The organism is Prosthecobacter debontii, assembly GCF_900167535.1.
Classification (GTDB): domain Bacteria; phylum Verrucomicrobiota; class Verrucomicrobiia; order Verrucomicrobiales; family Verrucomicrobiaceae; genus Prosthecobacter; species Prosthecobacter debontii.
This window is the reverse complement of the sequence record NZ_FUYE01000012.1, coordinates 68,022-90,990: the sequence shown is the minus strand read 5'-3', so window position 1 is coordinate 90,990 and position 22,969 is coordinate 68,022. Positions and strand designations below refer to the sequence as shown.

The window sequence follows — 22,969 nt, the reverse complement described above, 5'->3', positions numbered from 1 at the left end:
CAACGTCAGAGATGGCCGTTCATTTTGCGAGAGGGTCATCCAAGCCCAGCGCGAAAGTGGCTGGTTATTTAAAGAATCTCTCTCAATGGCTTGAATAAGAAGGATCGAGTGCTCGCGAAGCAGGCCAACGCGACTTTGGCGCTCGCAACCGCACGAAGAACGAGAGTCCGCTCATCCATAGATTAATGATGCAGACCGGGGCATGGGGATTTGGCACGGCTAAGAAAAACATAAAGATTGCACGGAATGAATACTTATGATCATTTCTTGAGGATGTTGTTGATAGTTTCCAAGCGGATATCTGTGGATATCCCTTTGCGATTTCTGAGCACCTTTTAATCTATCCTGACGCATGTCATCGACTGAACAATCGCTTCCTCACCTTTTGCGTTTCCAGATCGGGCCTGTTCAGGACTTCATCGCTCAGGCACGTAACACACGTGATCTCTGGAGTGGTAGCTTCCTGTTGAGTTGGCTCGCGGCCACGGGAATCCGCCATCTGCGAAAGCAAAGAGGAGCCGAGTTCATCTTCCCCAACCCGGAACATCAGCCGCTTTTGAATGAACTCTTCCGGGCAAAAGATCTGAAAACCCTCCTGACGCCGAGCCTTCCGAACATCTTTGTCGCCCTCCTCAGAGAAGGGGATGCCAGACAAATCGCGAAGGAGACAGCCGACGCCATCACCAGGGAGTGGAAGAACATCGCTACCGCCGTGTGGGATGAAGGCCGTTCTTTGGGTTTACGTGACCGTGTCAAAGAGCGCTTTGATTCCCAGGTGGATCGTCACCTGTCCATCACATGGCAGGCCACACCCGTCACAGGCGATGACCTCCCGGCCTATCCCCGTGACTACCGGCTCAACAGCCGACAGCTCGATGCGGTCAGGCAAACCCGGGATTTTCGGGCCTGGAACTCAGGCGGCTGGCAGACGACCGACTGTGAGAAAGACAGCCTCAGTGGCCGGGAGGAGGCAGTCGTGGGCGGCCCAGACTGGCACGACTCCGTGTCTGAAAGGTATCAAAGGTTTTTCAAACACCCCAACGACCATCTCGGCGCAGTGAACCTTATCAAGAGGGTTTGGCACCAAGCTTATCTGTCGAAAAAAGAGGCCTTTGCAGAGCCTATCCAAAAGTTCAAAATCCGCAGCACCCTCGCCATCGCTTCACGCGGCAAACAAACCAGTGACGATGAAGATGTCAGCCTAACAACAAGTGAAAAATACCTCGCCGCCATTGCCTTCGATGGCGACTCCATGGGCAAATGGATGAGCGGGGAGTTCCTCGAGGAGGAGGCAGATCTGCGGGGACATCACCGGGCATTCAGCACCTGCCTCAGTCATTTTGCGACGAACAAAGTCCGTGACATTGTGGAGAAGGACCATGCTGGCTTTCTCATTTACGCTGGCGGTGACGATGTCGTGGCCCTCGTCCCGGCGGATGAAGCGCTGGCGTGTAGCAGGGCGATTCGTGAGGCCTTCCGGGCAGCGACAGCCGAGATTCAGGGACGAGATCAAGACAAGCGTCCCATTCAGCCAGATGCCTCCGCCGGCATTGCCATCGCGCATTATAAAACCCCGTTGCAGGACTTGATCCGGGCAGCTCAGGCCGCCGAGAAAAAAGCCAAAAACAACGGCCGTTCCGCTTTCTCCGTCACATTGATGAAACGCAGCGGCGAGGGAGAGACTTGGGGAGCCAAGTGGGACAGCGGTGGCTTGGAACTGCACGAAGACATTTCAGCCGCGATGTCTCAGGGGCACCTCAGCGGCCGCTTCCCACATCGAGTGTCCGAGTTGTTGGAGCCTTATCAGACCGTGGATTCCCACACGGGCCGTTATCCCAATGATCCGCATTTTAAGGCTCACTCCATCATTTCACTGGAGTTCGCTCATGTCCTGGATCGCCAAAACCCAGGCAAGACAGCCCTGCCGCTCGCGACTGATTTGACACGCTATCTCCAAAAGATCGGTGACGACCCGCAAACCTGCCTCCGCGACGTCATCGGCCTCTGCAAGACCGTGGTGTTCACGCGTCGGAACCGCGCCCCATCCGCCTCTCTGACCCCACAAGATTAGGCATCATGAATACCCTTCTCCTTGCCCCGACTGACGTTCTTTTTTTTCGCGATGGCCGTCCGATGACCAACTCGCTCTCCGGCCATGCCGCAGCTTGGCCACTGCCGCATATCATCAGCCACGCCTTGCATGCGGCCCTGCATCGGGCGGAGTTCGATGGCGTTCATCAGCACCGACATGGCAGCGTGGCGGATTCTCCAGGCAGGAGGGAGCGCAAATTCGGTTCCTTGGTCAATGCCGGACCTTTTCCCGTCTGCACAGCAGAGGGCACCCAGACCTGGTATTTTCCACGGCCTCTCGATGCCGGGCTACCAGCCAGCATCCAAACCACTTTCCTGCCGCTACATCCGTTTGACACCACGCTATCCAGCCTGCCTCAGCCACTGTGTTACCCGGTAGCCAATACCCGGGAGGCTGACAAGGTCCAACCCGAGTGCTGGTTCAGCCGCCAAGCCTTCGAGCACTACATCGCCTCTCCGCAGGTGGGGCGGGATGCGGATAAACTCGATCCGGAGGTGGATTTCAAAAAAGACGAGGCCTTTGCCAAGGCCGAATACACGGTCGGGATCGGTATGGATGCCGAAACGGGCACCCAGGATGGCGAGCGCATTTACTCGGCCAGCTACCTGCGGCTGCGTCGTGACTGGTGTCTGGGCACACTGGCGGAGGCACAGGACAAAGACTTCTATGACGAGAAGCATGGCCATGATCTCATACGCGCCCTGTTGAATGGCCATGGCATGGAGATCATCGCAGGTGGGCAGCAGCGCGTCTGCACCGCCACCCTGCATGCCACCCAAGGCGCGGTGCTGCCATTGCCGCGAGGTCAACGCACCGACTTTGCCTCCGCCATCACTCCACGGGATTCCCAAAAGCGCTGGCTGGTCAAATGGGTCCTGCTGACTCCCGCCATCTGGCCAGAGATCGAACCGGGACGCTCCAACCATGGCACCGAGCGCAGGTCCCATCCAGGGGGCTGGCTGCCTAACTGGATTGATGGCAAAAACGGCAAAGTGCTGCTCCAGATCGTCACGGCGGAAGAACGGGCGCGCCGACGCAGGCTAAACTATGAAGGCAAGGGTTATGCCACAGACGAAAATGCTGCGGCCATCCCGGCCAGGCTTGTAGCAGCCATGGTGGACAAGCCTCTCACCATCACGGGCTATGCCCTCCCTCATGAAGCCGCCGCCCGTGCCCATGGAGGGGCCAAGTCCACCCATCTGGCGGCTCCTGCCGGCTCCGTTTACTACTTTGAAGCCGAGTCCCCCGAAGCCGCCACGGCCCTGGCCGATGTTCTGAACTGGCATGGGGCCAGCGCAGGCACCGAGCTCAAAAATCGCCGGAGCACTCTGATGGGCGAGAAGGGCTACGGGCTGGGTGTTTGTGGAACTTGGGATTTCACAAAAGCGGCCTTCCATTCCTAACTAACTTTGACTTAATTCTGTAATCCCGCGCACCATGACCCAGCATCCACTTTACCTCTTCACCCGCACCCCGCTTCACGTCGGCTCTGGCGATAGCATGGGGGCCATCGACCAGCCCATCCAGCGGGAGCGGCATACACGTCATCCCATCATTCCCGGCAGCTCGATCAAAGGGGTTTTGCGTGATCACTTTGATCGCAACCCTGAAACCAAGGCCTCCGTGATCGAACTGTTTGGCAGAGGCGATGAAGAGGACAAAAAGGAACCAAGTAATGGCGGTGATAAGAAGCCTAAGTTTGAAGCGGGCAAGATCTCCTTTGGGGAGGCCCAGCTCATCCTTTTCCCAGTGCGTTCGGCCAAGGGTTCCTTTGCCTTGGCGACCTCCGTGCTCTCGCTGAGCCGCCTGAAGCGGGATGCCAAACTGACCCTTACTCTGCCCGCTGAGCCAGCCGACAATCAATGTCTGGCCGGGGAAAAGCTGGTCATCACGCGCGGCAGTGAAAAAGGCGTCGTTTTGGAGGAATACCGCTTTGCCGTGGATGGGGCGTTTCCAGCGGAGTGGGAGACGCATCTGTCCTCCCTGCTGGATGATGCCGTCCTCCAGGGCGCGCGCGGCCGCTTCGTGCTGCTCTCCGATGGCGACTTCAGCCACTATGCGGAAAATGCCTGCCAGGTCAGCCAGCATGTGCGGATCAATGACGAAACAGGCACGGCGGCAGATGGTGGTCTTTTCAATGAAGAAACCGTGCCCAGCGAAGCCCTCTTTGTCTCGGCACTCACCGAAGTGCGCCAGATCAAAAACGGCAATCCGGTCTTCGACCAACTGCGCCAAGAGCAGCTCATCCAGTTTGGGGGCAAAGGCACCACTGGCCTCGGTTTTTGCACGGTGAAACTGGCCTAACCAATCCACTTCGAGGAGTCTCATATGCACAATCAAGAACAGATCCGCGCACGCAATGCCCTGATTTTTGCCGAGAAGCACGGAGAGAAAATTCGCGGCCCCCAGGGCGGTGAGGTCATCAAGAAACTGCCCTCCCTGATTCTCAATCACGGACTGCTGGCCACCGCCGCCTACTCCTACACCGAGAAGGAAGGCTGGCAGCTCGCCTTTGATGCCATCGCAGAACATCTGGCAGACAAGCAGATCGGGATTCTGCCCTCAAAGGCAACGACCCGTCAAGCCATGCTGACCTGGCTCACAGGACCTGAGGCCACCAGCGAGAGCCTGAAGCTGGCCACGGCTGAGTCCATGGCCTGGCTGGGTTTTGCCCGCCGGTTTGTCAAAAAACCCGGAAGTCTAACCGAACAAGACTGATCCCCGTTTATGCCTCGCATCGCCCTCGCTCCCGATGTCACCGCCTTGATCGGCCCCTTTGCAGACAAGGTGGAAAACCGGTCCCTGCTGCTGGACAAATTCATCTTTCACAAAAGCTGGCCCGTCGAAGAGGATGAACGAGGCCGCACGGTGAAATGGGATGACGCCTCCCGCTGGAGCTTCATGCGACTGGCAGACAATGGTGGCGCGGTGCTGCGGGCGGAGGTCATCAAGCTCCGACGCGACGCGGAGGGAAGGAACATCGAACCCGACAACCGCGAACGTAAACTCGCCCAGGCTAAGATTGCCGAGCAGCTCAGCCAGATCTCCGCGCCTGGAAAGGACATCGCCGAACTGCGTGCCCGGCACACCCGGCGGTTTCTCACCCTGTTCCAGAACGGACAGTCAGACCGTGGAGCCTTCCTGATCGGCAAGCTAGAAGGCCGCCTAGCCATCAATCTAGCAGACGGTCTGATCCAGAATGCCAACATCTGTCTCGACCGCCTCCTAGGCCTGCCCTACATCCCGGGGGCCGCCGTCAAAGGGGCCTGTCGGCATGCGGCCCTGGAGGAATTGCGCCAGGCTAAAGGCGAGGATCGTGCGCGCCTCTTCCGCCTCGTTTTGAAGATCTTTGGTGCCACCGAAGCTGACTTTACCCCTCCCCGTAAAGCTGGCGGTGGCAAAAAGGAAAAACCGGCTGGGGATCTGCATGCTTATCTGGATCTCACCCAACCTGTCGATTTGAAAGGCGCTATCTCCTTTCTCCCAGCTTGGCCCACAGACACGCCCCAGATCGTGGTGGATCTGACCAATGTCCACACTCCGGCTTATTACGGTGGGGACAAGCGCGAGAAAATTGCACCTGGCGATCTGGCTGGACTGGCCAAAGAAGCCCCGCGCCCCAATCCCTTTCCCGTGGTCGAGGCGGGAGCACATTTCGCCTTTTCCCTGGTGCTCAATGGCATGGACGACGATGCCGCACTGCTGGCCCAGGCCGTGACCTGGCTGCGCACCGCCCTGACCGTGCGCGGGCTCGGGGCCAAGACCTCCGCTGGGTATGGCTGGTTTTCCCTGGATGACGCTGCCCTCCAAGCGGTGAAGGCTGCTGCCCAAGCAGACGCAGATGCTACCGCCAAACAGGCGGCGGAGATTGCCGCGAACACCGCACGCGCTCAGGCTGAGGCAGAGCGGCTCACGGCCATGTCTCCAGAGGAGCGTGAGATGGATGCCCTCCTGCGGCTGAACACGGAGGCCTTTGCCCTCTTTGCCAAAACGCTGGCCGAGAAGACCGAGATCCAGCAGCGGGCATTTCTCCGTCTGCTCATCCAGAACAAGGAGAAGCGTGAGCGCTGGAAGACCTGGAAGAAGAACAAACCCGAAATCGCCAAAATCATCGAGGAAGTCCGCAGCCAACTGGGTGCCCCGGCCCTGCCTTGATTCACCCCATCCTGGATCTTATGTCACCTGTTTCCTATGAGCTGGAGTTCATCACCCCGCTGTTTAGCAAGGGCATGTATGAGGATCTACCGGAGGTCCGCCCACCCTCCATCCGTGGACAGCTTCACGCCTGGTTCCGCACTCTTGGTTATACCTATGCTGATGAAAAAGCGATTTTTGGCGGCGTCACCGGAGATCCCATCGCTAGCAAGGTCGTGCTGCGTGTCTCTGGAGTGACTGGCCGGACGGATCGGCGGGACACCCTGCCGCACAAGCATGGCCGTGGCAATGAGGCCAGCCCGAAGATGTGTTATCTACCCGGCACCCGCTTCACCCTGCATGTCCTACCGCGACTGGGCGGTCTCGAGTCTCGTCAGCAGCAGCAGCTTGACGCCACCCTGGAGGCCTGGCTGCTCATGGGGGCTCTGGGGCTGCGGACCACACGCGGGGCAGGCAGTTTCATCTGGCGACCCGCCTCTGACACCTTAGCACCCCAGCCTCCTCAGTCCTTTGCCGACTATGAGCAGCGTTGTCAGACTCTCCTCGCATCCGCTCATGCCCGCTTTGCATTGTTAGGCCAGGAATACAGCAGCGCCGAGTCCGCGCGGAGGGATTGCTCAGACACCATCGGCGGGCGTGATGACCGCCGCTCTCAGGACAGCCTCACCGCTATTCGTGATCCGCTGGGCTGCATCCGCCCACAGCGGAAAACCTCTCCCCTGCGTTTCCGCGTCGTCGGGCTGGAGGGAAAATTCCGCATCGCCGCCCTGTGGGATACCCGCGTGGAAGTGACACACAATGCTTTGTCCGACCTCCAGGGTGCCATCCAGGGACTGATTACCAAGGATAAGCCCATTGGTCATCAACTCGCCGCATCCTCCCTGGCCAGGTAAGCGCCTTGATCATCAAGGCCTAAAACACCCACCAGTCCTCACATGACTCCGCGCCGGAAGGCACTGATGACTATCCGCAGGGATAGTGCCCTCCTTGCCATGCTCGTCCTCACATGACTCCGCGCCGAAAGCCTCCACATCTCCATTTTTGCCGGTAGGATACACAGCGCGAGAGGAGCGTGGGCACTCTTGCCCGCCTCTTTAGCTACGCGGCTTTGCCGCCATTTGAATGATGCGGAGATGCTGCGTAGCCGCGAAGCGAATCTCCGCGCTCCTCTCAATTCACATAGCCAAGCGGTTACTCAATCATTTAATACGCTCTAAACTTGCATCAGCCTCCGGCCACTTTTCTGAGTTCCTCAACTCCCGATCCATGATCCCACTGCCATGTCGAAACCTGCCCGCTCCCTGTCTCGCCTAACGTTCAATCGAACAAAGGACCGTATCATTTCATTTTGGCGTAGGGTACATCATCGGCCTGGTGGATACACTGTCATTCTCCTGCTCACGCTGGCTGCCTTTTTGGTCGCTGTAGCGGGTGGTCTCATGGAAAGTTACGTGGGTGACTGGCTGAAACAGGAAAGCACTTCGCACTGGATCCCGCTGATTGCTGTCGGACTTCTAATCTGTAGTGCGGCTGTGGCAAGTCTGGCCTGGATCGTCCGGGAATCTATCAGCACCTTTTCCGAACGGACTTTCATCGCGGGTGCCGAACCATCCCAAGTGCTGATCTTTTTTGTCTCCTATCCAAAAGGTCTGGAGGCAGGTGTCTTGTCGGAGGGACCGGTGAAAGTGGTCGGAGCGCCGCCTCGTCAAACAACCGCACCATCTGGTTCGGCTCATGCAACGGCAGAGGAACCCAAGGTAAGCGAGGTATTGCTCCCGCGTTCCGATTTAATGGAGGATGCGAATCGGCTGCTCACGCTCAATGCTCCTTTTAGCTGGGAGATGCTGCTCCGAGGCATCCACCCCCATCGACGAGCAGGAACCTTGCAACGCATCTACCTCCTCGGCTCAGCCCCTGTAAAGGGCTCGTCCACTGATCCGGGCACGCATGTCAGCCTCCCGGATTGCAAAGCTTTCCTGCAACCTTATATCCCCGACATTCCCATCGTCGAATGGCCAGTCGCTTGCGACTTTGAAATGATGGACGAAGTGCAACGTTGCTTACGAGCCATCATTGAGTCCGACAAGGAAAAGCATGCGAGCCATGACAGTGGTATCTGCATCGACATCACGGGCGGTCAAAAAACCTCGAGTGCTGCCGCCGTGCTCACCTCCGTCAACCGTGGCGTCGCCATCCAATATGTGCAAACTCAACTGCCCAAAGAGCCCCACCGTTATGATATCTCTTTCACGGCTGGACCTGATCGACTCATCCAAGGCTAAACTGTGATAGCATTGCCATTTAAGGTATCCTTTCGTGAAGCTATCCTAGCCCGGCCTTTCAAGGCCGGGTATCGAACCTTGGGTTTCGGTGATTCGGAAAAGAGTCGCAGAGCGACGGCCGAACCGATCGTTTGCCAAAGAAACTTCAGAGAGCGGCCACGGGTTCTGTCGTCGCTCTGCGACTTGATTCAAACACTCCGCACTTTTGCCTGCACACCCGGCCTTGAAAGGCCGGGCTAAGAAACGTCCCGCCGCTCTACGGCTCACACGACGGAGAGCCTTTCACTTCATTAGAACGTATTGACAGATAATGCCGCCACTCCGAGCATTGTCGGACATAGCGCGAGAGGAGCGCGGACACTTTGTCCGCCGTCTTCACATGCAGCACGGCCGCTAAGACGGGGGCGGGCAGGAGTGCCCGAGCTCCTCTCCATGCCTTCTCTGAATGACCCCAGACTCATTTGATATTCTCTAAGGCGAAGGTTGATTAATTGAGCCCCCTCCCCCCGTTCACAACGACTTCAAGAAACGCAGCAGGGCTTCGCGCTCCATCTCGCTCAGCTTTTGATAAGCCTCCTGGCTGGCGGTCGCTTCACCCCCATGCCAGAGGATGGCTTCATGCGCATTCCGCGCCCGCCCATCATGAAGTAAGGTGGTGTGTCCGTTCACGGTTTCCTGCAAACCCAAGCCCCAGAGAGGGGCCGTGCGCCACTCCCGCCCCTCGGCTTCATGGTCAGGACGATGATCCGCCAGCCCTTCCCCCAGATCGTGGAGCAGCAGGTCGGTGTAGGGATGAAAGGTCTTGGATCTTAACTCGGCTAAGTGGGCATCGGCGGCCGTTTGCAGTTCAGGCACGTGACAAGCCGCACAACGCAGTGCCTGGAAGAGACGTTCGCCCTGCTTCACTTGAGGGTGATCGACCTCACGTCGAGCGGGGGGTGCCAGAGTTTGCAAATAGGTGGTGACTCGTTGCAGCAGGAGTTCACTCAATTCAGGACTGCCTCCATGCGGGATCTCGGGCGGTCCGTCTTCGTCAGGGTTCACCGGACTGGTGATGCCGATGTCGCCGAGAAATGCATCAGCGGCTTGCTGACGCAGGGTGGGCTGATTCGCCTTCCACCCGAATCGACCTAACATCAAAGATTTCGACGTTTTATCCCAAACTCGATTCACCCGACCGCTGATGCCATCCCCATCTCGATCCTCGGGATCTGCACGACGCTCGATCTCCTCCACCGCCACAGCCTCCAACAATCCGAGGCCGAACACGGCGTTACCCACACGCGGACTGAGCGCCAACGCCCTGTCTGGCTCCCCTTCCCTCCAATCATCGATGTGGAGTTGAGGTCGGCGTAGATCACCGACCTGCTGCCAGGTCAGTTCAATTCGGGCTTCCGGTTTCAGCCCCGGTAACGCGAGGGTCTGAATTTGATCTCCATACCGTGGATGAGGTTGAGAGCCTCCCTCACTAAGCATGCTCATACGCACCAACAAAGCCACCGAATCAGGAGAGCCACGGCCATCCAGTGGATGACAGGCTGAGCAGGATCGTGCGTTGAAATAGGGGCCTAAGCCATCGCGAGACGATGCGCTTCCCGGGGCCATGATCCAGTTTTCGTTGAAGAAGGAGTTGCCCGTGGCATGCGCCCGGCGCGTCTCCACCGACAAGCCTGGCATGGGATGTGAATAGGCATTCCTTCCCGCATCCGGCACTGTCACATCCGCAGCTTGGACGCACATTCCCAGCAGGAGACTGAGCATGCTTAGCCCCAAGTTCCATCCCGGCCTAACCATTGTAAAAAGCTCCACCGGCAATGATTTGCAGGCTCATTTTATCCGCCACCGCTTGAAACAGATTGGAGAGCTGTTCCAGCTCCGCACGCATCTCTTGATACATCCGCCGCTCATGGGAGCCATCGGGGTTCTGAATGGCACGATCAAAGGGCTCGGGTAAAGAGGCCGCCAGTTGGGCGCAGCGGTTCAAGGCGGCCGTCACAGCATCCGCCATAGCGGGGTCCAAGGCGTGACATGCTTTTTGAAGCCCCTCGCCGGACACATCATTTTCAGCGATGAAGATGCTTTCATAGGTCCCCGCCCACACAGTTTGCAGACCGAGCAGATTGTGGCGTAAATCCTGAGTCGTGGTGTCACTGAAGCAGGATTGCTCATCCTCTTGATCACGCGTCTCCAGGGCCACATTCAATCTTTCCCCCGCCATCTCCTGACCCGACAGGTAAATGAGGCCGGTGAGCATGCAGCGCGCAGCCTCGGCCGTCTCCATCTGGAGAAAGCGGGAACGATAATTACCCGACACCGAAGGCGACCAAGCTTGCACGAGCCCTTCGAGATCTTGACCGAGGGCCTGGGCTAACACGCGTAAAGCCGCCGTCCGCCGCTCGGCATGGGGGGCGCTGGTAAAGTCCGTCCAGGGCCGTTGACCAGGCCCCTCCAGGCTTTCATCCTTCCCCCACAGCAGGAACTCCAGCGCATGCCATCCACTGGCGATGTTCTTTTCACCCTCCTTTTGATTCGCCGCACGCAGTGCCTCCGCCGTGATCTCCGGCCACGTGGTTTCATCTTCGATCAATCCCCGACCGTCTCCCGACTCCAGCCAAGCCTCATCCACCGGCCAGGCATTCATCAGGCCTTCAGGACCGCTCGCATCATCCACCGGGCCACCGTAAAAACGAAAAGCTTCGGTCACCGCATAAGGCTGGCGAGCACGCTCCCAGGCCTTACGGCAAGCTTGAAGTCCCGCCTCATCAGGCCGCGCACAAAACTTCTCCACGCTTTCCTGCAAACGTTGAGCGCCTCCTTGCGCATCCACATAGGCCGCATGCACCACATCCGCATAGTGCAGCACGGCCTCGGCCCGGGCGGCTTCATTGCTCTGCGAGCGATCCGCCCCCGCAGAAGCGGAAGCCACACTCAAGCCTAACCCGATGATGAGAAAAAACGTCCTCATGGAGTCAAGGTCACTTTCACGCGGTAGAAGCGATGATCCGCCAAGCTCGAGGCGCTCGGAGTTCCACCGCTGCCGTCATCGGTCCAGCACTTTTCCGTGCCATCCCCGGTGACGACTCCTGAAGCGGGGAACCACTGGACGAGATCAGGGCTGTAGAAGACCTGATAACTGCGCCCCGGCAAGGTGGCAAAACAGACGGTGTGATTTCCCGTCACTTCATCCTGTGTGGTGCTCCACATGTAGCGATCCGACACCTCCGACTTCAGGCCGAAGAGATACTCCTCCAAGTTGGTTAGACCATCTTTATCGGAATCCAACAACGCATCTCCGGCATCTTTCCGATCCAGACCGTGTGCAATCTCATATTCGTCGGAGATTCCATCTTGATCGCTATCCGCCGCACCTTGTTTCAGAATGGTGAAGCTATCGGGCGTGCTGCCATTTTCACGGATGAAGGTCGCGTCCAGGCGATTGCCTTGAATGTCCAGGACCAGCGAGCCCAGGTTATTCAAGCTCAGATACATGGCCGGGTGATTGAGGCTCCCGCCACTGATCTTACCGGAAGAACCCGCCACCGCATAAACGGTGCCGAAGTGATCCCGTGGCCCTGTGAGCGGCTTGATATAAGCCCCATCGCTTCCCGGGCGTCCGTTACCCGCTTGCTTGCGGTGCGTCGCATGGCTGTAGGTGCCGCTGAGACCATAGTGCCCGTCGATCAAGTAACTGCGTTCATAGCTATGGCTGTGACCACAGAGCACCAGATCCACGCCCCCTTCTTCAAGAATCGGTTGGATGTTTTGACGCATTTGAATCAACTCGCTTTCGCTGTCGGAGTTGTGGGAGCCCTTGGTGTAAGGCGGATGGTGGAAGATGACGATGATCCAGGTCTTCGTGGTGGCAGCCAGATCCTCGCGCAACCAGGTGGCCATGGCACCATTGGCCGCACGACTCACCGTCATGGAATCCAAGCTGATGAAATGCGTGTGGCCATAGTCCCAAGAGAAATACTTCTCGGTGCCCGAAGCCACACCACCGGCCTCACCGTTGGTGGGGAATTCATGAATGTTCTCATACGGATAACGGCCATTGGCTTCCGTGCCCCCGTAGGTTTCATGGTTGCCGATGCAAGACCACAGCGGGCTCTTATTCAGCATCGTGGGATAGATGTTGAAGAGCGCGTTTTGGAACTCCGTCTGTGTGCCGTTGTTGTAGGCATTGTCACCCAGCATCACCCAGAAGTCCGGCGTGCGGCTGCCCGTCCATGTGTAGAAGGCATCGCGCACCGCGCGTTGGTTGCTATCCGCCGTGCCAGCATCGCCGAGCACCCAAACACGGGTCGTCACCTCAGTATTGGCCGCAGGTGAGGTCAGGAAGGTATGCTGAGCATCACCCCCTGCCAGTACATCATCCGCCGAACCAACGCTGTAATAATAACGCGTGTAAGGATTCAACCCGCTGATCTTCACCGTGTGCTCCGTCTCGGCGGACGCCTCGTCCACGAACTGAGTGAGAGCGTCAGGAGCGGTGCCGTAGCGCACACGTCCGGTCACGCTTTGGCTGCTGCGCCAGCGCACGATCATGCTGCTCGGGGTGCCCTGCTGAAGGTAGGGTCCACGCGTAATCGTTCCCGAAGGACCGGGGGTGACGGTGAAATTCACCACCGCTGAACTGCCCGTGCTGCCGATGTCGTCCGTTGCGATCGCCTTCACCGCGTATGAGCCTGCGGTGATGCCATTCCAGACATACTCATAAGGAGCGGTGCTGTCTTCACCGAGCTTGGTGCTGCCATTGTAGAACTCCACCTTCGCCACCGAGCCATCACTATCCTCCGCCGTCGCCGTCAGGGTCACTGTCGCTCCCGGGAAGAAAGTGGCCCCTTCCGTTGGTGCGGTCAGTTGCACCACAGGCAGGGCATTGCCGCCTGCCATGGTCGAGATCAATTCCAGATCAAAGCCCAAGTCTGAACTGGCGCTATCACGCTGGTGAATCTCCACGGCGATCACGTTCTGGCCGTTGACCAGGGCCGCTTTCGGCAAGGTCAGCGGGAAATAGGTCGTCTCATCACTGCCACTGACAATGGTGGAGGACTCCGTCAGATAGTTGAATGAACCTTGAGGCATGTTGCTGCGCCCCACTTCCACACCGTTCAGGTAGATGACCGCAGCGTCATCGCGCAAGAGATTGACCTGCAAACCGAGGACATGCGAGACATCGGCGACCTCAAAGGTGCGGCGGAAGTAATAAGTGATGTATTTCGTGCTGCTGGTCATGCCGCTGGGGCCTTCGCGCAGAACCGTGACGGCATTGTCTTGATACCCGAGTTTGGCAGGTCCCGAGGCCCAAGCTGCATCATTGAAGGCACTCTCTTTCCAAGCGGTGCCTTGATCCGAACCATCGTCGAGATACTTCCACACAGAGCCCTTCGCGAGGGTGGTGACATCGGTAAAGGCTGTCGCGGTAACCGTGATCGGAGTCGAGGTGGTGCTACCGCCATCGTTGTCCCAAGCCACCGCCGTGAGGGTGTGCTCACCCACGGAGATTCCGGTCCAAGTGAAGCTGAAAGGAGCCACGGTGGACTCACCGATCTTACTGCCGTTGCGATAAAACTCCACCTGGGTCACGGTGCCATCGCTATCACTGACGCTCACTTGAAGCTGCGCTTCGGAAGCACGGATCAGTTCATTGGCCAACGGCGAAACAAAGGCCACTGTTGGGGATTGATTGGACGAGTTGATGATACTCACAGTCACCGGAGCCGACGTGCTGACACCGCCTTGATCGTCTGTCGCTTGAACCGTCAGCTCATAAGTGCCCGACACCATCCCTGCCCAATCCGTGGTGAATGGTGCGGAGGTATCTTCGCCCACCTTGCTACCATTGGCAAAGAACTCCACCTTCGCCACGGACCCATCTCCATCTGAGGCCAGAGCAGACAAGGTCACCGGACCTGGCAGTGAGAAGGAAGCGCCGCTCTGGGGGGCGGTCAGCAAGACCGTCGGGAGAGCATTCAGCCCCTCCGTGGTGAGCGTGACATTGTCCAGACCATACACCTGGTCAGGAGAGGTCTGAGTGGCATTGTCATCCACCCAGCGCAGGCGGATGCCCTGCCCGGCTTTCCACGGCTGCCCCAGTTGAATCATCGTCAGAGGGACGGTGGTCACGCCCGTGCTGTTCGGCACGTTGACGGTGGCACCACTGGCAGCAGGATTCAGATCACTCACACTCACCCAGGTAACCCCATCATCCAGGCTGTAGAATAACCAATAACCTGGCAACTCATTGGCGGTGCTGGCGGTGGTAAAACGACGCATGTCATAACCGATCCGGAAATACGGGATGTCCGCGCCGGTGGTGTTCTGCAGGGTTAACTGAAGGGCCGACCCTCTGCCACTGGTGGGCGACAAGCCCAAGGCGCGATCCGAAGTGGAACCCGACAGGGCGTAGTTATAGCCGTTGCTGTTGCTCGTGCCGGTATAAGAGGTGGTGGCAGACAGGGTGGTTGACACTGAACCCGCTCCCATCTCGGACACAGGGATGCCCGTGGTGTTGGTCCAGGTGGAGTTGGTGCCGCCCATATTGCCATAGATGGCCCAGCCTGTCGGCGGCGTGGTGCCCGCAGTGCCCAGGCCATTGAAGTCCTGCGTGTAAGTAAAGGCTGGCACGGGAGCTGAAACCGTCACGGTCACGGCTTCCGAGACGGTGGTCGCCGCATCATCGTCCGTGGCCACCGCCGTCAGTTCATACTCACCAGCCGCTGCGACCTCCCAAATGAAGGCATACGGTGCCGAGGTGACTTCTCCCACTTTGGTCGCCCCTTGATAAAACTCCACTTTCGTGACACTGCCATCCACATCCTCTGCCTCGACTTGGAAGATCACTCCGGCAGGGGCCTGATAGACCGCTGCCTCCACGGGTGAGGTCAGGTTCACCGTCGGAGGCACGTTGGCATCCGTCAGGGTGACATTCACAATGGCTGAGAGGGCGGTGTTACCCGAGTCATCCACAGCGACAGCACTGAGCTGATAGGAACCCACTGCCGCACCACTCCAGACATAGGTGTAAGGTGCCGTGCTATCTTCGCCCAACTTCTGATGTCCTTGGTAAAACTCCACGCGGGCGATGCTGCCATCGGAATCAGCGGCTGTGGCCGTGAGAGTGACCGGAGCCACCGTGCTCAGAAGCGCGCCCTCCGCGGGTGATGTGAGCTGGACGGTAGGAGCGGCACCCGCGGCTGTACTAAAATGACGCGTGGTCGAGCCGACTCGGCTGATGCCATCGGTCACCGCCGCATACCATTCATAGTCTTTACCCGATTCCAGCCCGGTCCATTCCAAGGAGGCCGTGGTTTCACCCGCTGGCACCGTGACCGTGCCCAGAGGCACCCACTCCATCATCGGTGCCTGCATGTCATAGGTCAGCACAAACTCACTGTTCGTGTCGGTTTCATACTGATCCAATTTAGGCGAGTAAGTCTTCGCCGTGATGGTGTTGTTCGCTGGAGAGAAAACAAAGTAGCGCAACCAACCGTCCCCCCCATTGGAGCGGCCCTGATAGTCCTGGAGAACACTATGCACGGTCCTGCCTTCGAAGGTATCACTCCGCTGACCTTCCCCATGGATGTGCCCACCTAACATCAAGAATAGATTCGGGTTATCTTTCAGATTGTCATACAGCGCCTGCCCCATGGCACTAAACGTGGCCGGATTGCCCGTATTCACCATCCAGTGGCTGGTGATGATACCGCGACGGTGAGGATGCGCTTTCAAGAGAGCATCTGCCCAATCCAACACCGGTTGATCCGGCGTGGTGTCATACTCGATGTGGATGATGATGAAGTCCAGACCGCTCGCGCTGAAGAGCTGGTAGTTGTTATCGTTATTGACGCCGTAATTGCCGCCGTAATACGAGCGCCCGGTGAACCGCTCCACACCGAAGTATTGATTGAAGGAAACGGTCGAACCATCCGCATTGCCGATCGGTGTCTGGTCATGGTTCCCTGGAGCTGCGCCCCACGGAATCCCGTGCGCGCGGAGAGTCGTCGCGGGCACTTCCAGAATGCTGAGCGCCTGATCGGCATTCACCCACTGCTGAGGCACCGACTCACCGTTTTCCACGATATCACCTTGGTGAGAAACGAAGGCGACCTTGAGCGTGTCTTTCTGGGAAACAATCCAGTTCGTCTGACCGATGAACTGAGCCAAACGCGTGCCCCCCGTATTCTGCGAGTAATACTGCGTATCCGGCAGGGTCATCAAACTGAAGTCGGGGCCAGGAGTCGTGGGAGTGGTCAACCGACCATAAAAGGTCACCGTCATGGCATCACCTTCAGGGTCCGACAGGGTAGCCGTCAGCTCGGTGCTGCCACCGATCCCCGAAGCCTGATCCGCCGGAGCCGACAAGGAGATCGAAGGGGCCTGATTCGGATTCGGGATGATCGTCAGATTCACCACCGCAGAGGAAGCCGCCGCCCCCAGCGTATCCACAGCCCGCGCGGTCAGCTCGTAGGTCCCGACGGCGGGTGGCACCCACACATAAGTGAAAGGAGCCTCCGTATCTTCACCGACCTTCTCGCCATTCACCAGGAAGTCCACACGCACCACGCCGCCATCACTATCCACCGCATCGGCAGTCATGTTGACCCCATACGGATACATGGATGATGCGCCATCGCCAGGTGCGGTCAGGCTGATCACAGGTGCATGATTGACGCCTGAAAAAGGCGCACCTTCCACCCAGACGGGACCGTTGGTCAGCACACCCACCGGAGTGCTGCTCACGGAGTTCCCGGCGTTATTCCCTGTCGCTTCATTCAAACCATATCGTCCGACCAGACCCACTGCCGAGGCAATCTCATAATCCTTCGCCGCGGCGATTTCCTCAGGGCTCCGTGCATAGTTCCAGACACGCACCTCATCCAACCGACCGGCGAAAGCGCCTTCCCTCACTCCAGAGGAATTCATGGCCGCGCCTAACGCAAAGTGCTGAATGCTGTCATACCTCGGCAGGGCGCCTGTCGCTGCGGAGGCAGTTCCCACTTCGACACCGTCCAGATACAGTTTCCACTGATGGGCATTGCCATCATAGGTCACGGCGGCATGATGCCAACTACCCTCCTGAATGGCCGCATGGCTGCCCGTTACGGGGAAGTTCAATCCCGAGGAGATCCCTGAGGCGGGATAAGCCTCAAAGTCAGCCACCAACTGCCCCGCCGTGTTGATGCCGAAGAAGTAGTTGCAGTCCACATTGGAGCCATCGTTCTCTCCGCGACCTTTGCCAAACAACGGCACCCCGGTCACGCCACCGCTTCCTGAACCTGACGTTAGGCCAGCGCCCTCCTTACGGAACCAGCACTCAGCCGTGAATCCGTTGGAAGGCGGTCCTCCCACGTTCAATTCAGGAGCCACGCCCATGGTCACATAGTCATCCACACCATCGAACCATAGCGCCGTGTTCGTGGGCGGGTTGGCAGGATCAAAGACCACCCGCACGCTGACGGCGCCGCTCACCGCCACAGCGTCACGGTCATCGGTTGCCCGTGCGGTATAGGTGTAGCGGCCTGCAGGCAGACCGGATTGCTCCAATTCAAATGGGGCCGCGGTATCCGTGGCGACCACATCACCATTGCGCAGGAATTCCACCTGAGTGATCGAGCCATCATCATCGCTCGCAGTCGCAGTGATGGTGAAAGCCCCTGGCGCAAAGACGGCGCTTTCATCAGCAGGCGCGGTGATGCTTACTGAAGGCGGGATATTGACACTGAAAGGCGCGCCGGTGGTCCATAGCGGATCATTTCTCAGCGTCCCCGTGAGCGCGCCAGAGGCGGTGCTGGTGATCGTCGTGCCCGTGCCTTCATTCATGCCCCAGCGTCCCACCAGACCCGTCGCGGAGGGGATCTGCTCATTGATGCTCGCCTGGATCTCCGACTGAGTGCGGGCATAGTTCCAGATGCGGGCCTCATCCATGGCACCGAGGAAATAACCGGCTGCGGCTCCTGTGGAGGTCATGGCTGTCGCGAGCCCTGCGTGCTGGATGCTGTCACTCCGGGGCACCTGGCCATCCGTCTCCAGCACCGCTTCCAAAGCCCCATTGAGATAGAGCCGCCACTCCTTTGCCGTGCTATCGAAGGTCACCGCCGCGTGCTGCCACTGTCCCGTTTGCACAGGGGTGGTACCCGAAACCGGGTGATTCAAGCCCGTGGCCATGTCCTCGAAGTCGGCGGTCAACACACCGGAGTCAGCGCGGATGCCCAGGAAGTAATTGCAATCCACATTGCTGCCATCGCTCTCCCCACGGCCTTTGGTCACCAGAGGGATCGCGGAGACACCGCCCGAGCCCGTGGACGCAGCCACACCCGCCCCATCCCGACGGAACCAGCATTCCAGCGTAAAGCTCGCCAAGCCCAAGGCCGGTGTATTGCCAAAAGTGACGTAGTCGTTCACACCATCGAAGAACAAACCTTCCGTGCCAGCCTGAGGAATGACCGTGACATTGATCGCCGTGCTGGTGGCCGAGCCCTCGCTCGAATCCACGGCCCGAGCGGTCAAAACATGAGCCCCTATGGCCGGAGCGCTCAGAGTCCACTCATACGGTGCGGTCTCATCTTGGCCGAGCAGCGTGGCTCCATCATAGAACTCCACACGCGCCACGGTGCCATCGGAGTCAGCGGCATCGGCACGCAGGACGATATCCGTCCCATACACACTCGTGCTGGCATTGGTCGGCGCCGTCAGGGTCACGGTCGGAACCACATTGATGGGCGCCGTCGTGAAAAACGCGAAGCTGAACATGTCCTCCGCATTATCGCCACCATTTTGGAGGGTTGGCAGGGCCGTGGCACCACTGAGATCTCGACTCTCAATGACCCACCGGCTGTTCGTGGCATCCCACTGACTGGAGACGATGTTATCGGCATTGTAAGAGGTGCCGCCTTCCGCGCTGACGAGCAGCACACCCGAGCTGCCGTCATGCCCTGGGATGGTCAGATACCATTGCCCCGTGCCACCTTTGGAAAGGGTGTAGGAGCCGCCCGCCACATCCGTCGTTGCATTGCTGTTCACACGTCCCAGAGCCACGAGGTTGTTGCTACCGGCACCGGAGATCGGCAGGTAAACGAAGGCGACGCCATCCGTTTCTCCCCCCGATCCATTGGCACCGTTGTCATGGCAAATGATGTTAAAGGTGCCATCGGCATTGGCTTGGCTGAGGGCATAGTTGTCTTCGTCCTTGCCTCCCGTCACGAACAACACGCCATTGGCTGATGATGCGCCCAAGCTGGTCAGGTCCAGGATGTAGGTGCCATTCGTCGCCGTGTTTTGAAATTCCAGCCCGGTCCCAAGCTCGATGCCTGGAGAAGCAATGATGGAATTGAGCGCGGAGTTGTTCACCGAATTCCTGGCGATCCCACCCAGATACCGACTGAACGGGAAATACCCAAAGCCCACGTTCATATTGACCTTGTCCCCTTGAGCCGCGCGATAGACACCGATCTTGTAGTTCTCCGCACTGCCGGCCGTATTGGGGCTACCGGTGATCGTGGTCGCATAAAACAGGTCGAAGGCTTCCCCTCCGGCCGCACCACTGTTGTCACGTCCGTTTTCGATGACGTTGCTGATCACCACCCCTGAGGTCAGATCATTGGTTTGGCCAAACAACACATCATAGCTGCCACGTGTGCTGGATGCCCCGAGGGTGAACCCACTGCTGCTGCCGGGCCCGATGGATAAGGTGATGGCGGCGGTTGTGCCTGCCGTGGAGTTTTGCCGCACCTGTAGATTCCCAAACTGGAGAGTCTGAGCACAGAGCAACCCTGGAGCCAGGGTGAACAAGAGAGCGAGAGGATGACGCAAAGAGCGGATCATTGGGGGGAGGAGGGGGGAGAAAACGCTGAACTCGAAGTGACCGAGGAAGGGGATGCAGACACCGGGGCGGCCACCACGGGCCTTGGGAGCGGAGACTTCCCGAGAGCGACTTGAGCTCGCTCGAGCAAGCGGCACATGGCATGGGAACCCCGTTGGAGAGTGGGCAGAGCCAGGACCTGACTGACGACTTGCTGCCAGTCTTCTTCAGCTTCCGGCACACGACCTGCCAGGGTCAGCAGTTCTGCACGTTTAGCCAGCCAGGGGAGAGGCGTCTTCGTGCGGGTCAGCATCTGCGTGACGCGGACCACGGCGGCATCGTAACGCTTGAGTTCGATCTCAATCTTCAGTGCTTCATCCGTCAGGGCGGGCAAACTCCCAAGCTTGTCCAAGCCCTCGTTCAGCACAGTCAGGGCCGCCTGAGGCCCCTCGGCCTGTCTGGCCAGAGCCGCCATTTCAAAGACGTGATCAGGCTCCACCTGAACGAGTCGCTCCACGGCTTGCCTGAAGACCTCGTAAGCCTCCGCAGACTGGCCGAGTGCGGCCAAAGCCCTGGCCTCATACATGCGGGGTGTTGCCAGCTCGGGAAAGCCCTGCACCGCTTGACGCAGACACTGCAAGGCTGCTTGCGGCTGATGGCCCAACAAGAGAGCACGTCCCCGCAGCAGATCTGACTCCACCGCCTTTTGATCCAGGCGATCCGCTTTTTCCAGATCCACCAAGGCCGCCTGCCAGTCCTCATGATCCACCTGCACCCGCGCACGCCGACGGTAAAGATCGGGGTCATCCGGCCTTTTTTCCATCTCTGCGGTTAGGCTGAGCATCAGGTCGTGATAGGCGCCATGCGCATGCAAACGCACGGGTCCGGCCGTTAAGCTCAGAACCAGTGTGACCGCCGCATAGAGAGTCGTCTTCCACTTCAGCATCGCGGCGTGTAACTCCACCAAAGAGCCGCATCTCCAAGCAACAGTTTCGTCAGCCAAAACCACCTGGGCACCTGCTGTAAAGTCTTCTCAGTCCCGGTTTATCAAGGCTTCACAGCTTCCCTTCACCACGCTCTTGGCCCAACGATGTGACAATCTATTCACCCGCTCGGCGCGCTACGGGCATGAGAAGCCAGCTAACCCCTAATTCTTTTACTCCTCCTTCTTCCGCCTGCTGATGATGTTATCGATTAGGCTCCGAATCTTGATCCTGCCCCTCGGCGTAACCTGCCTAACCCGAGCTGATGATCTTTTGGGTCTCTCCCTTTGTCAGAAGCGATCGACCCCATCAGGGATGATCGGCCCCAAGCTTTAACCTCCTCTCCTCCACGGGCACGTGATCGAAATTCTCATCGTCATCGTTATCAGGTTGACCTTCCTTGCTCTGGGTGTGCATCGCGTGAACCGGGACCGCAGGGATTCGGTTCCACCGCTTCGATCGAGACAAGGACTTTTACCTGTTTCGCGCTCTTGGGACGACTCTTTGAGCCAACAAATGCACTTTGATTCACATGGATGCTCATTTCAGACTTTCCTGGTCTTCGTCATTATGGTTGGCTTGGAGTATGCTAAAAAGTCTGCTTTTGATCGGCGTGTTGAGTTTGCCATGCCAAGCAGACGAAACTCTGGGACAGAGTGAATTTCGTTACCGGATTGTTCAGGGGTGGGCCGAAACAGCCCTTCAACAAGCCCCGATCAAAAACGGTCATGCCCTGGCGTTTGATCAGCAGGGTCGTCTGTTTGTGTTAACGGATGAACCTCGGAACAACATCTTGATCCTGAATGCCAAGTCGGGTGAGCTTTTAGATACCTGGACGGCGCGTATGCCGGGTGCCCATGGCATGTCTCTGATCACCGAAAATGATCAAGAGGTCCTCTACATCACGGACACCGTCCTGCATGAGGTTCGGAAACTCAGTCTGGACGGCAAAGAACTGGCCCGCTTTCCATGGCCGCAGAAAAGCGGTCTGTATGCGAACGAAGCCGAATACCGGCCTTCCAAAACACTGCATCATCCCGATGGCCGCTTCTGGGTGATGGATGGCTACGGCAAAGACTACATCCATGCCTACGATCCCCACGGGCAACTGACCCACACCTGGGGTGGCAATGTGGGCGAGGTGACGGACCAACTGGCACACTGGGGGCCTCACGGGGGAGCCCTGGACCTGCGCACAACGGATCAGCCGCGCATCGTCATCGCCATGAGTGACCAGCAGGAGATCAAACGCTTCACGCTCGACGGGCATTGGGTCGATAGCCTCCCCTTCCCGGGTGGCAATCCGCGAGATGTCGTGCTCTGGGGAGACTTGGCCATCATCCCCCACCTCGGTGACCAGTGGCCGAAGGATCGCCATTCCCCAGGCTTCATCAGCATCCTGGACCGGGATTTTAAGATCGTTTCTAATCTAGGAGCCCCACCTGCCCGTTATCAGGACGGCGTGCTCCAGCCCATGAAAAGTGAGGGCCAAACCTTCATTCACCCGCACGCCGTGGCGGTGGATTCCGAAGGAAATCTGTATGTGGCCCAGTTCGCTTCCCCCGCCGCCCCGCTTCTCAAACTGGAACGGATACGATGACGAACCAAACTTGGCCCTACTCTTGCTAATTCACCCCTTCAGCCAACCAACAAGGCT

12 protein-coding genes are annotated in these 22,969 nt (G+C 58.5%); 8 read left to right on the top strand and 4 right to left on the bottom strand.

The window, feature by feature from the left end:
• Window positions 1–352 precede the first annotated feature (352 nt).
• From cas10 to B5D61_RS16975, 7 genes are all read left to right on the top strand, one after another.
• Window positions 353–2,071, top strand: a complete 1,719-nt coding sequence (gene cas10 / locus B5D61_RS17005) for a type III-B CRISPR-associated protein Cas10/Cmr2 (protein WP_078814628.1) — start codon at window positions 353–355, stop codon at window positions 2,069–2,071.
• A gap of 5 nt (window positions 2,072–2,076) precedes the next feature.
• Entirely contained in the window at window positions 2,077–3,495 is a 1,419-nt protein-coding gene (locus B5D61_RS17000; RefSeq protein WP_078814627.1) for a type III-B CRISPR module-associated Cmr3 family protein, read from the top strand.
• A gap of 34 nt (window positions 3,496–3,529) precedes the next feature.
• Window positions 3,530–4,396 carry a type III-B CRISPR module RAMP protein Cmr4 gene (cmr4, locus tag B5D61_RS16995; protein ID WP_078814626.1) on the top strand — a complete coding sequence of 289 codons (867 nt, stop codon included), beginning with the start codon at window positions 3,530–3,532 and terminating at the stop codon, window positions 4,394–4,396.
• 24 nt (window positions 4,397–4,420) lie between these two features.
• Window positions 4,421–4,810: a type III-B CRISPR module-associated protein Cmr5 gene (locus B5D61_RS16990; RefSeq protein WP_078814625.1), complete on the top strand. Its 390-nt coding sequence runs from the start codon at window positions 4,421–4,423 to the stop codon at window positions 4,808–4,810.
• Window positions 4,811–4,819: 9 nt separating this feature from the next.
• Complete coding sequence (gene cmr6 / locus B5D61_RS16985; protein ID WP_078814624.1) at window positions 4,820–6,247, top strand: type III-B CRISPR module RAMP protein Cmr6; 1,428 nt, start codon at window positions 4,820–4,822, stop codon at window positions 6,245–6,247.
• A gap of 20 nt (window positions 6,248–6,267) precedes the next feature.
• The gene (locus B5D61_RS16980; protein WP_078814623.1) at window positions 6,268–7,140 is read left to right on the top strand and encodes an RAMP superfamily CRISPR-associated protein; all 873 of its coding nucleotides are present in this window, start codon (window positions 6,268–6,270) and stop codon (window positions 7,138–7,140) included.
• A gap of 387 nt (window positions 7,141–7,527) precedes the next feature.
• Window positions 7,528–8,529, top strand: coding sequence for a hypothetical protein (locus tag B5D61_RS16975; RefSeq protein WP_078814622.1), 1,002 nt, complete (start codon window positions 7,528–7,530; stop codon window positions 8,527–8,529).
• Between the two features lie 510 nt (window positions 8,530–9,039).
• On the opposite strand, the gene B5D61_RS16970 is transcribed toward B5D61_RS16975, so the two are convergent.
• Genes B5D61_RS16970 through B5D61_RS16955 form a run of 4 tightly spaced genes read right to left on the bottom strand, consistent with a single transcriptional unit; the run spans window position 9,040 to window position 21,275 of the window.
• Window positions 9,040–10,290: a di-heme oxidoreductase family protein gene (locus tag B5D61_RS16970; RefSeq protein ID WP_217699007.1), complete on the bottom strand. Its 1,251-nt coding sequence runs from the start codon at window positions 10,288–10,290 to the stop codon at window positions 9,040–9,042.
• Window positions 10,291–10,315: 25 nt separating this feature from the next.
• Window positions 10,316–11,494: an imelysin family protein gene (locus B5D61_RS16965; RefSeq protein ID WP_078814620.1), complete on the bottom strand. Its 1,179-nt coding sequence runs from the start codon at window positions 11,492–11,494 to the stop codon at window positions 10,316–10,318.
• Window positions 11,491–20,352 (bottom strand): Ig-like domain-containing protein, encoded by an 8,862-nt coding sequence (locus B5D61_RS16960; RefSeq protein ID WP_078814619.1) that lies wholly within the window; start codon window positions 20,350–20,352, stop codon window positions 11,491–11,493. The genes B5D61_RS16965 and B5D61_RS16960 overlap by 4 nt, the downstream gene beginning before the upstream one ends.
• The gene (locus B5D61_RS16955) at window positions 20,349–21,275 is read right to left on the bottom strand and encodes a tetratricopeptide repeat protein (protein ID WP_078814618.1); all 927 of its coding nucleotides are present in this window, start codon (window positions 21,273–21,275) and stop codon (window positions 20,349–20,351) included. Before B5D61_RS16955 ends, B5D61_RS16960 begins: the two co-directional genes overlap by 4 nt.
• A gap of 623 nt (window positions 21,276–21,898) precedes the next feature.
• Here B5D61_RS16955 and B5D61_RS16950 point away from each other — a divergent pair.
• Window positions 21,899–22,912, top strand: coding sequence for an NHL repeat-containing protein (locus B5D61_RS16950; protein ID WP_078814617.1), 1,014 nt, complete (start codon window positions 21,899–21,901; stop codon window positions 22,910–22,912).
• Window positions 22,913–22,969: the final 57 nt, after the last annotated feature.

Bases quoted from the DNA above. Each gene is read 5' to 3' on its own strand.
- cas10 (WP_078814628.1), top strand. From the start codon at position 353: ATGTCATCGACTGAACAATCGCTTCCTCACCTTTTGCGTTTCCAGATC.
- B5D61_RS17000 (WP_078814627.1), top strand. From the start codon at position 2,077: ATGAATACCCTTCTCCTTGCCCCGACTGACGTTCTTTTTTTTCGCGAT.
- cmr4 (WP_078814626.1), top strand. From the start codon at position 3,530: ATGACCCAGCATCCACTTTACCTCTTCACCCGCACCCCGCTTCACGTC.
- B5D61_RS16990 (WP_078814625.1), top strand. From the start codon at position 4,421: ATGCACAATCAAGAACAGATCCGCGCACGCAATGCCCTGATTTTTGCC.
- cmr6 (WP_078814624.1), top strand. From the start codon at position 4,820: ATGCCTCGCATCGCCCTCGCTCCCGATGTCACCGCCTTGATCGGCCCC.
- B5D61_RS16980 (WP_078814623.1), top strand. From the start codon at position 6,268: ATGTCACCTGTTTCCTATGAGCTGGAGTTCATCACCCCGCTGTTTAGC.
- B5D61_RS16975 (WP_078814622.1), top strand. From the start codon at position 7,528: ATGTCGAAACCTGCCCGCTCCCTGTCTCGCCTAACGTTCAATCGAACA.
- B5D61_RS16970 (WP_217699007.1), bottom strand. From the start codon at position 10,290: ATGCTCAGTCTCCTGCTGGGAATGTGCGTCCAAGCTGCGGATGTGACA.
- B5D61_RS16965 (WP_078814620.1), bottom strand. From the start codon at position 11,494: ATGAGGACGTTTTTTCTCATCATCGGGTTAGGCTTGAGTGTGGCTTCC.
- B5D61_RS16960 (WP_078814619.1), bottom strand. From the start codon at position 20,352: ATGATCCGCTCTTTGCGTCATCCTCTCGCTCTCTTGTTCACCCTGGCT.
- B5D61_RS16955 (WP_078814618.1), bottom strand. From the start codon at position 21,275: ATGCTGAAGTGGAAGACGACTCTCTATGCGGCGGTCACACTGGTTCTG.
- B5D61_RS16950 (WP_078814617.1), top strand. From the start codon at position 21,899: ATGCTAAAAAGTCTGCTTTTGATCGGCGTGTTGAGTTTGCCATGCCAA.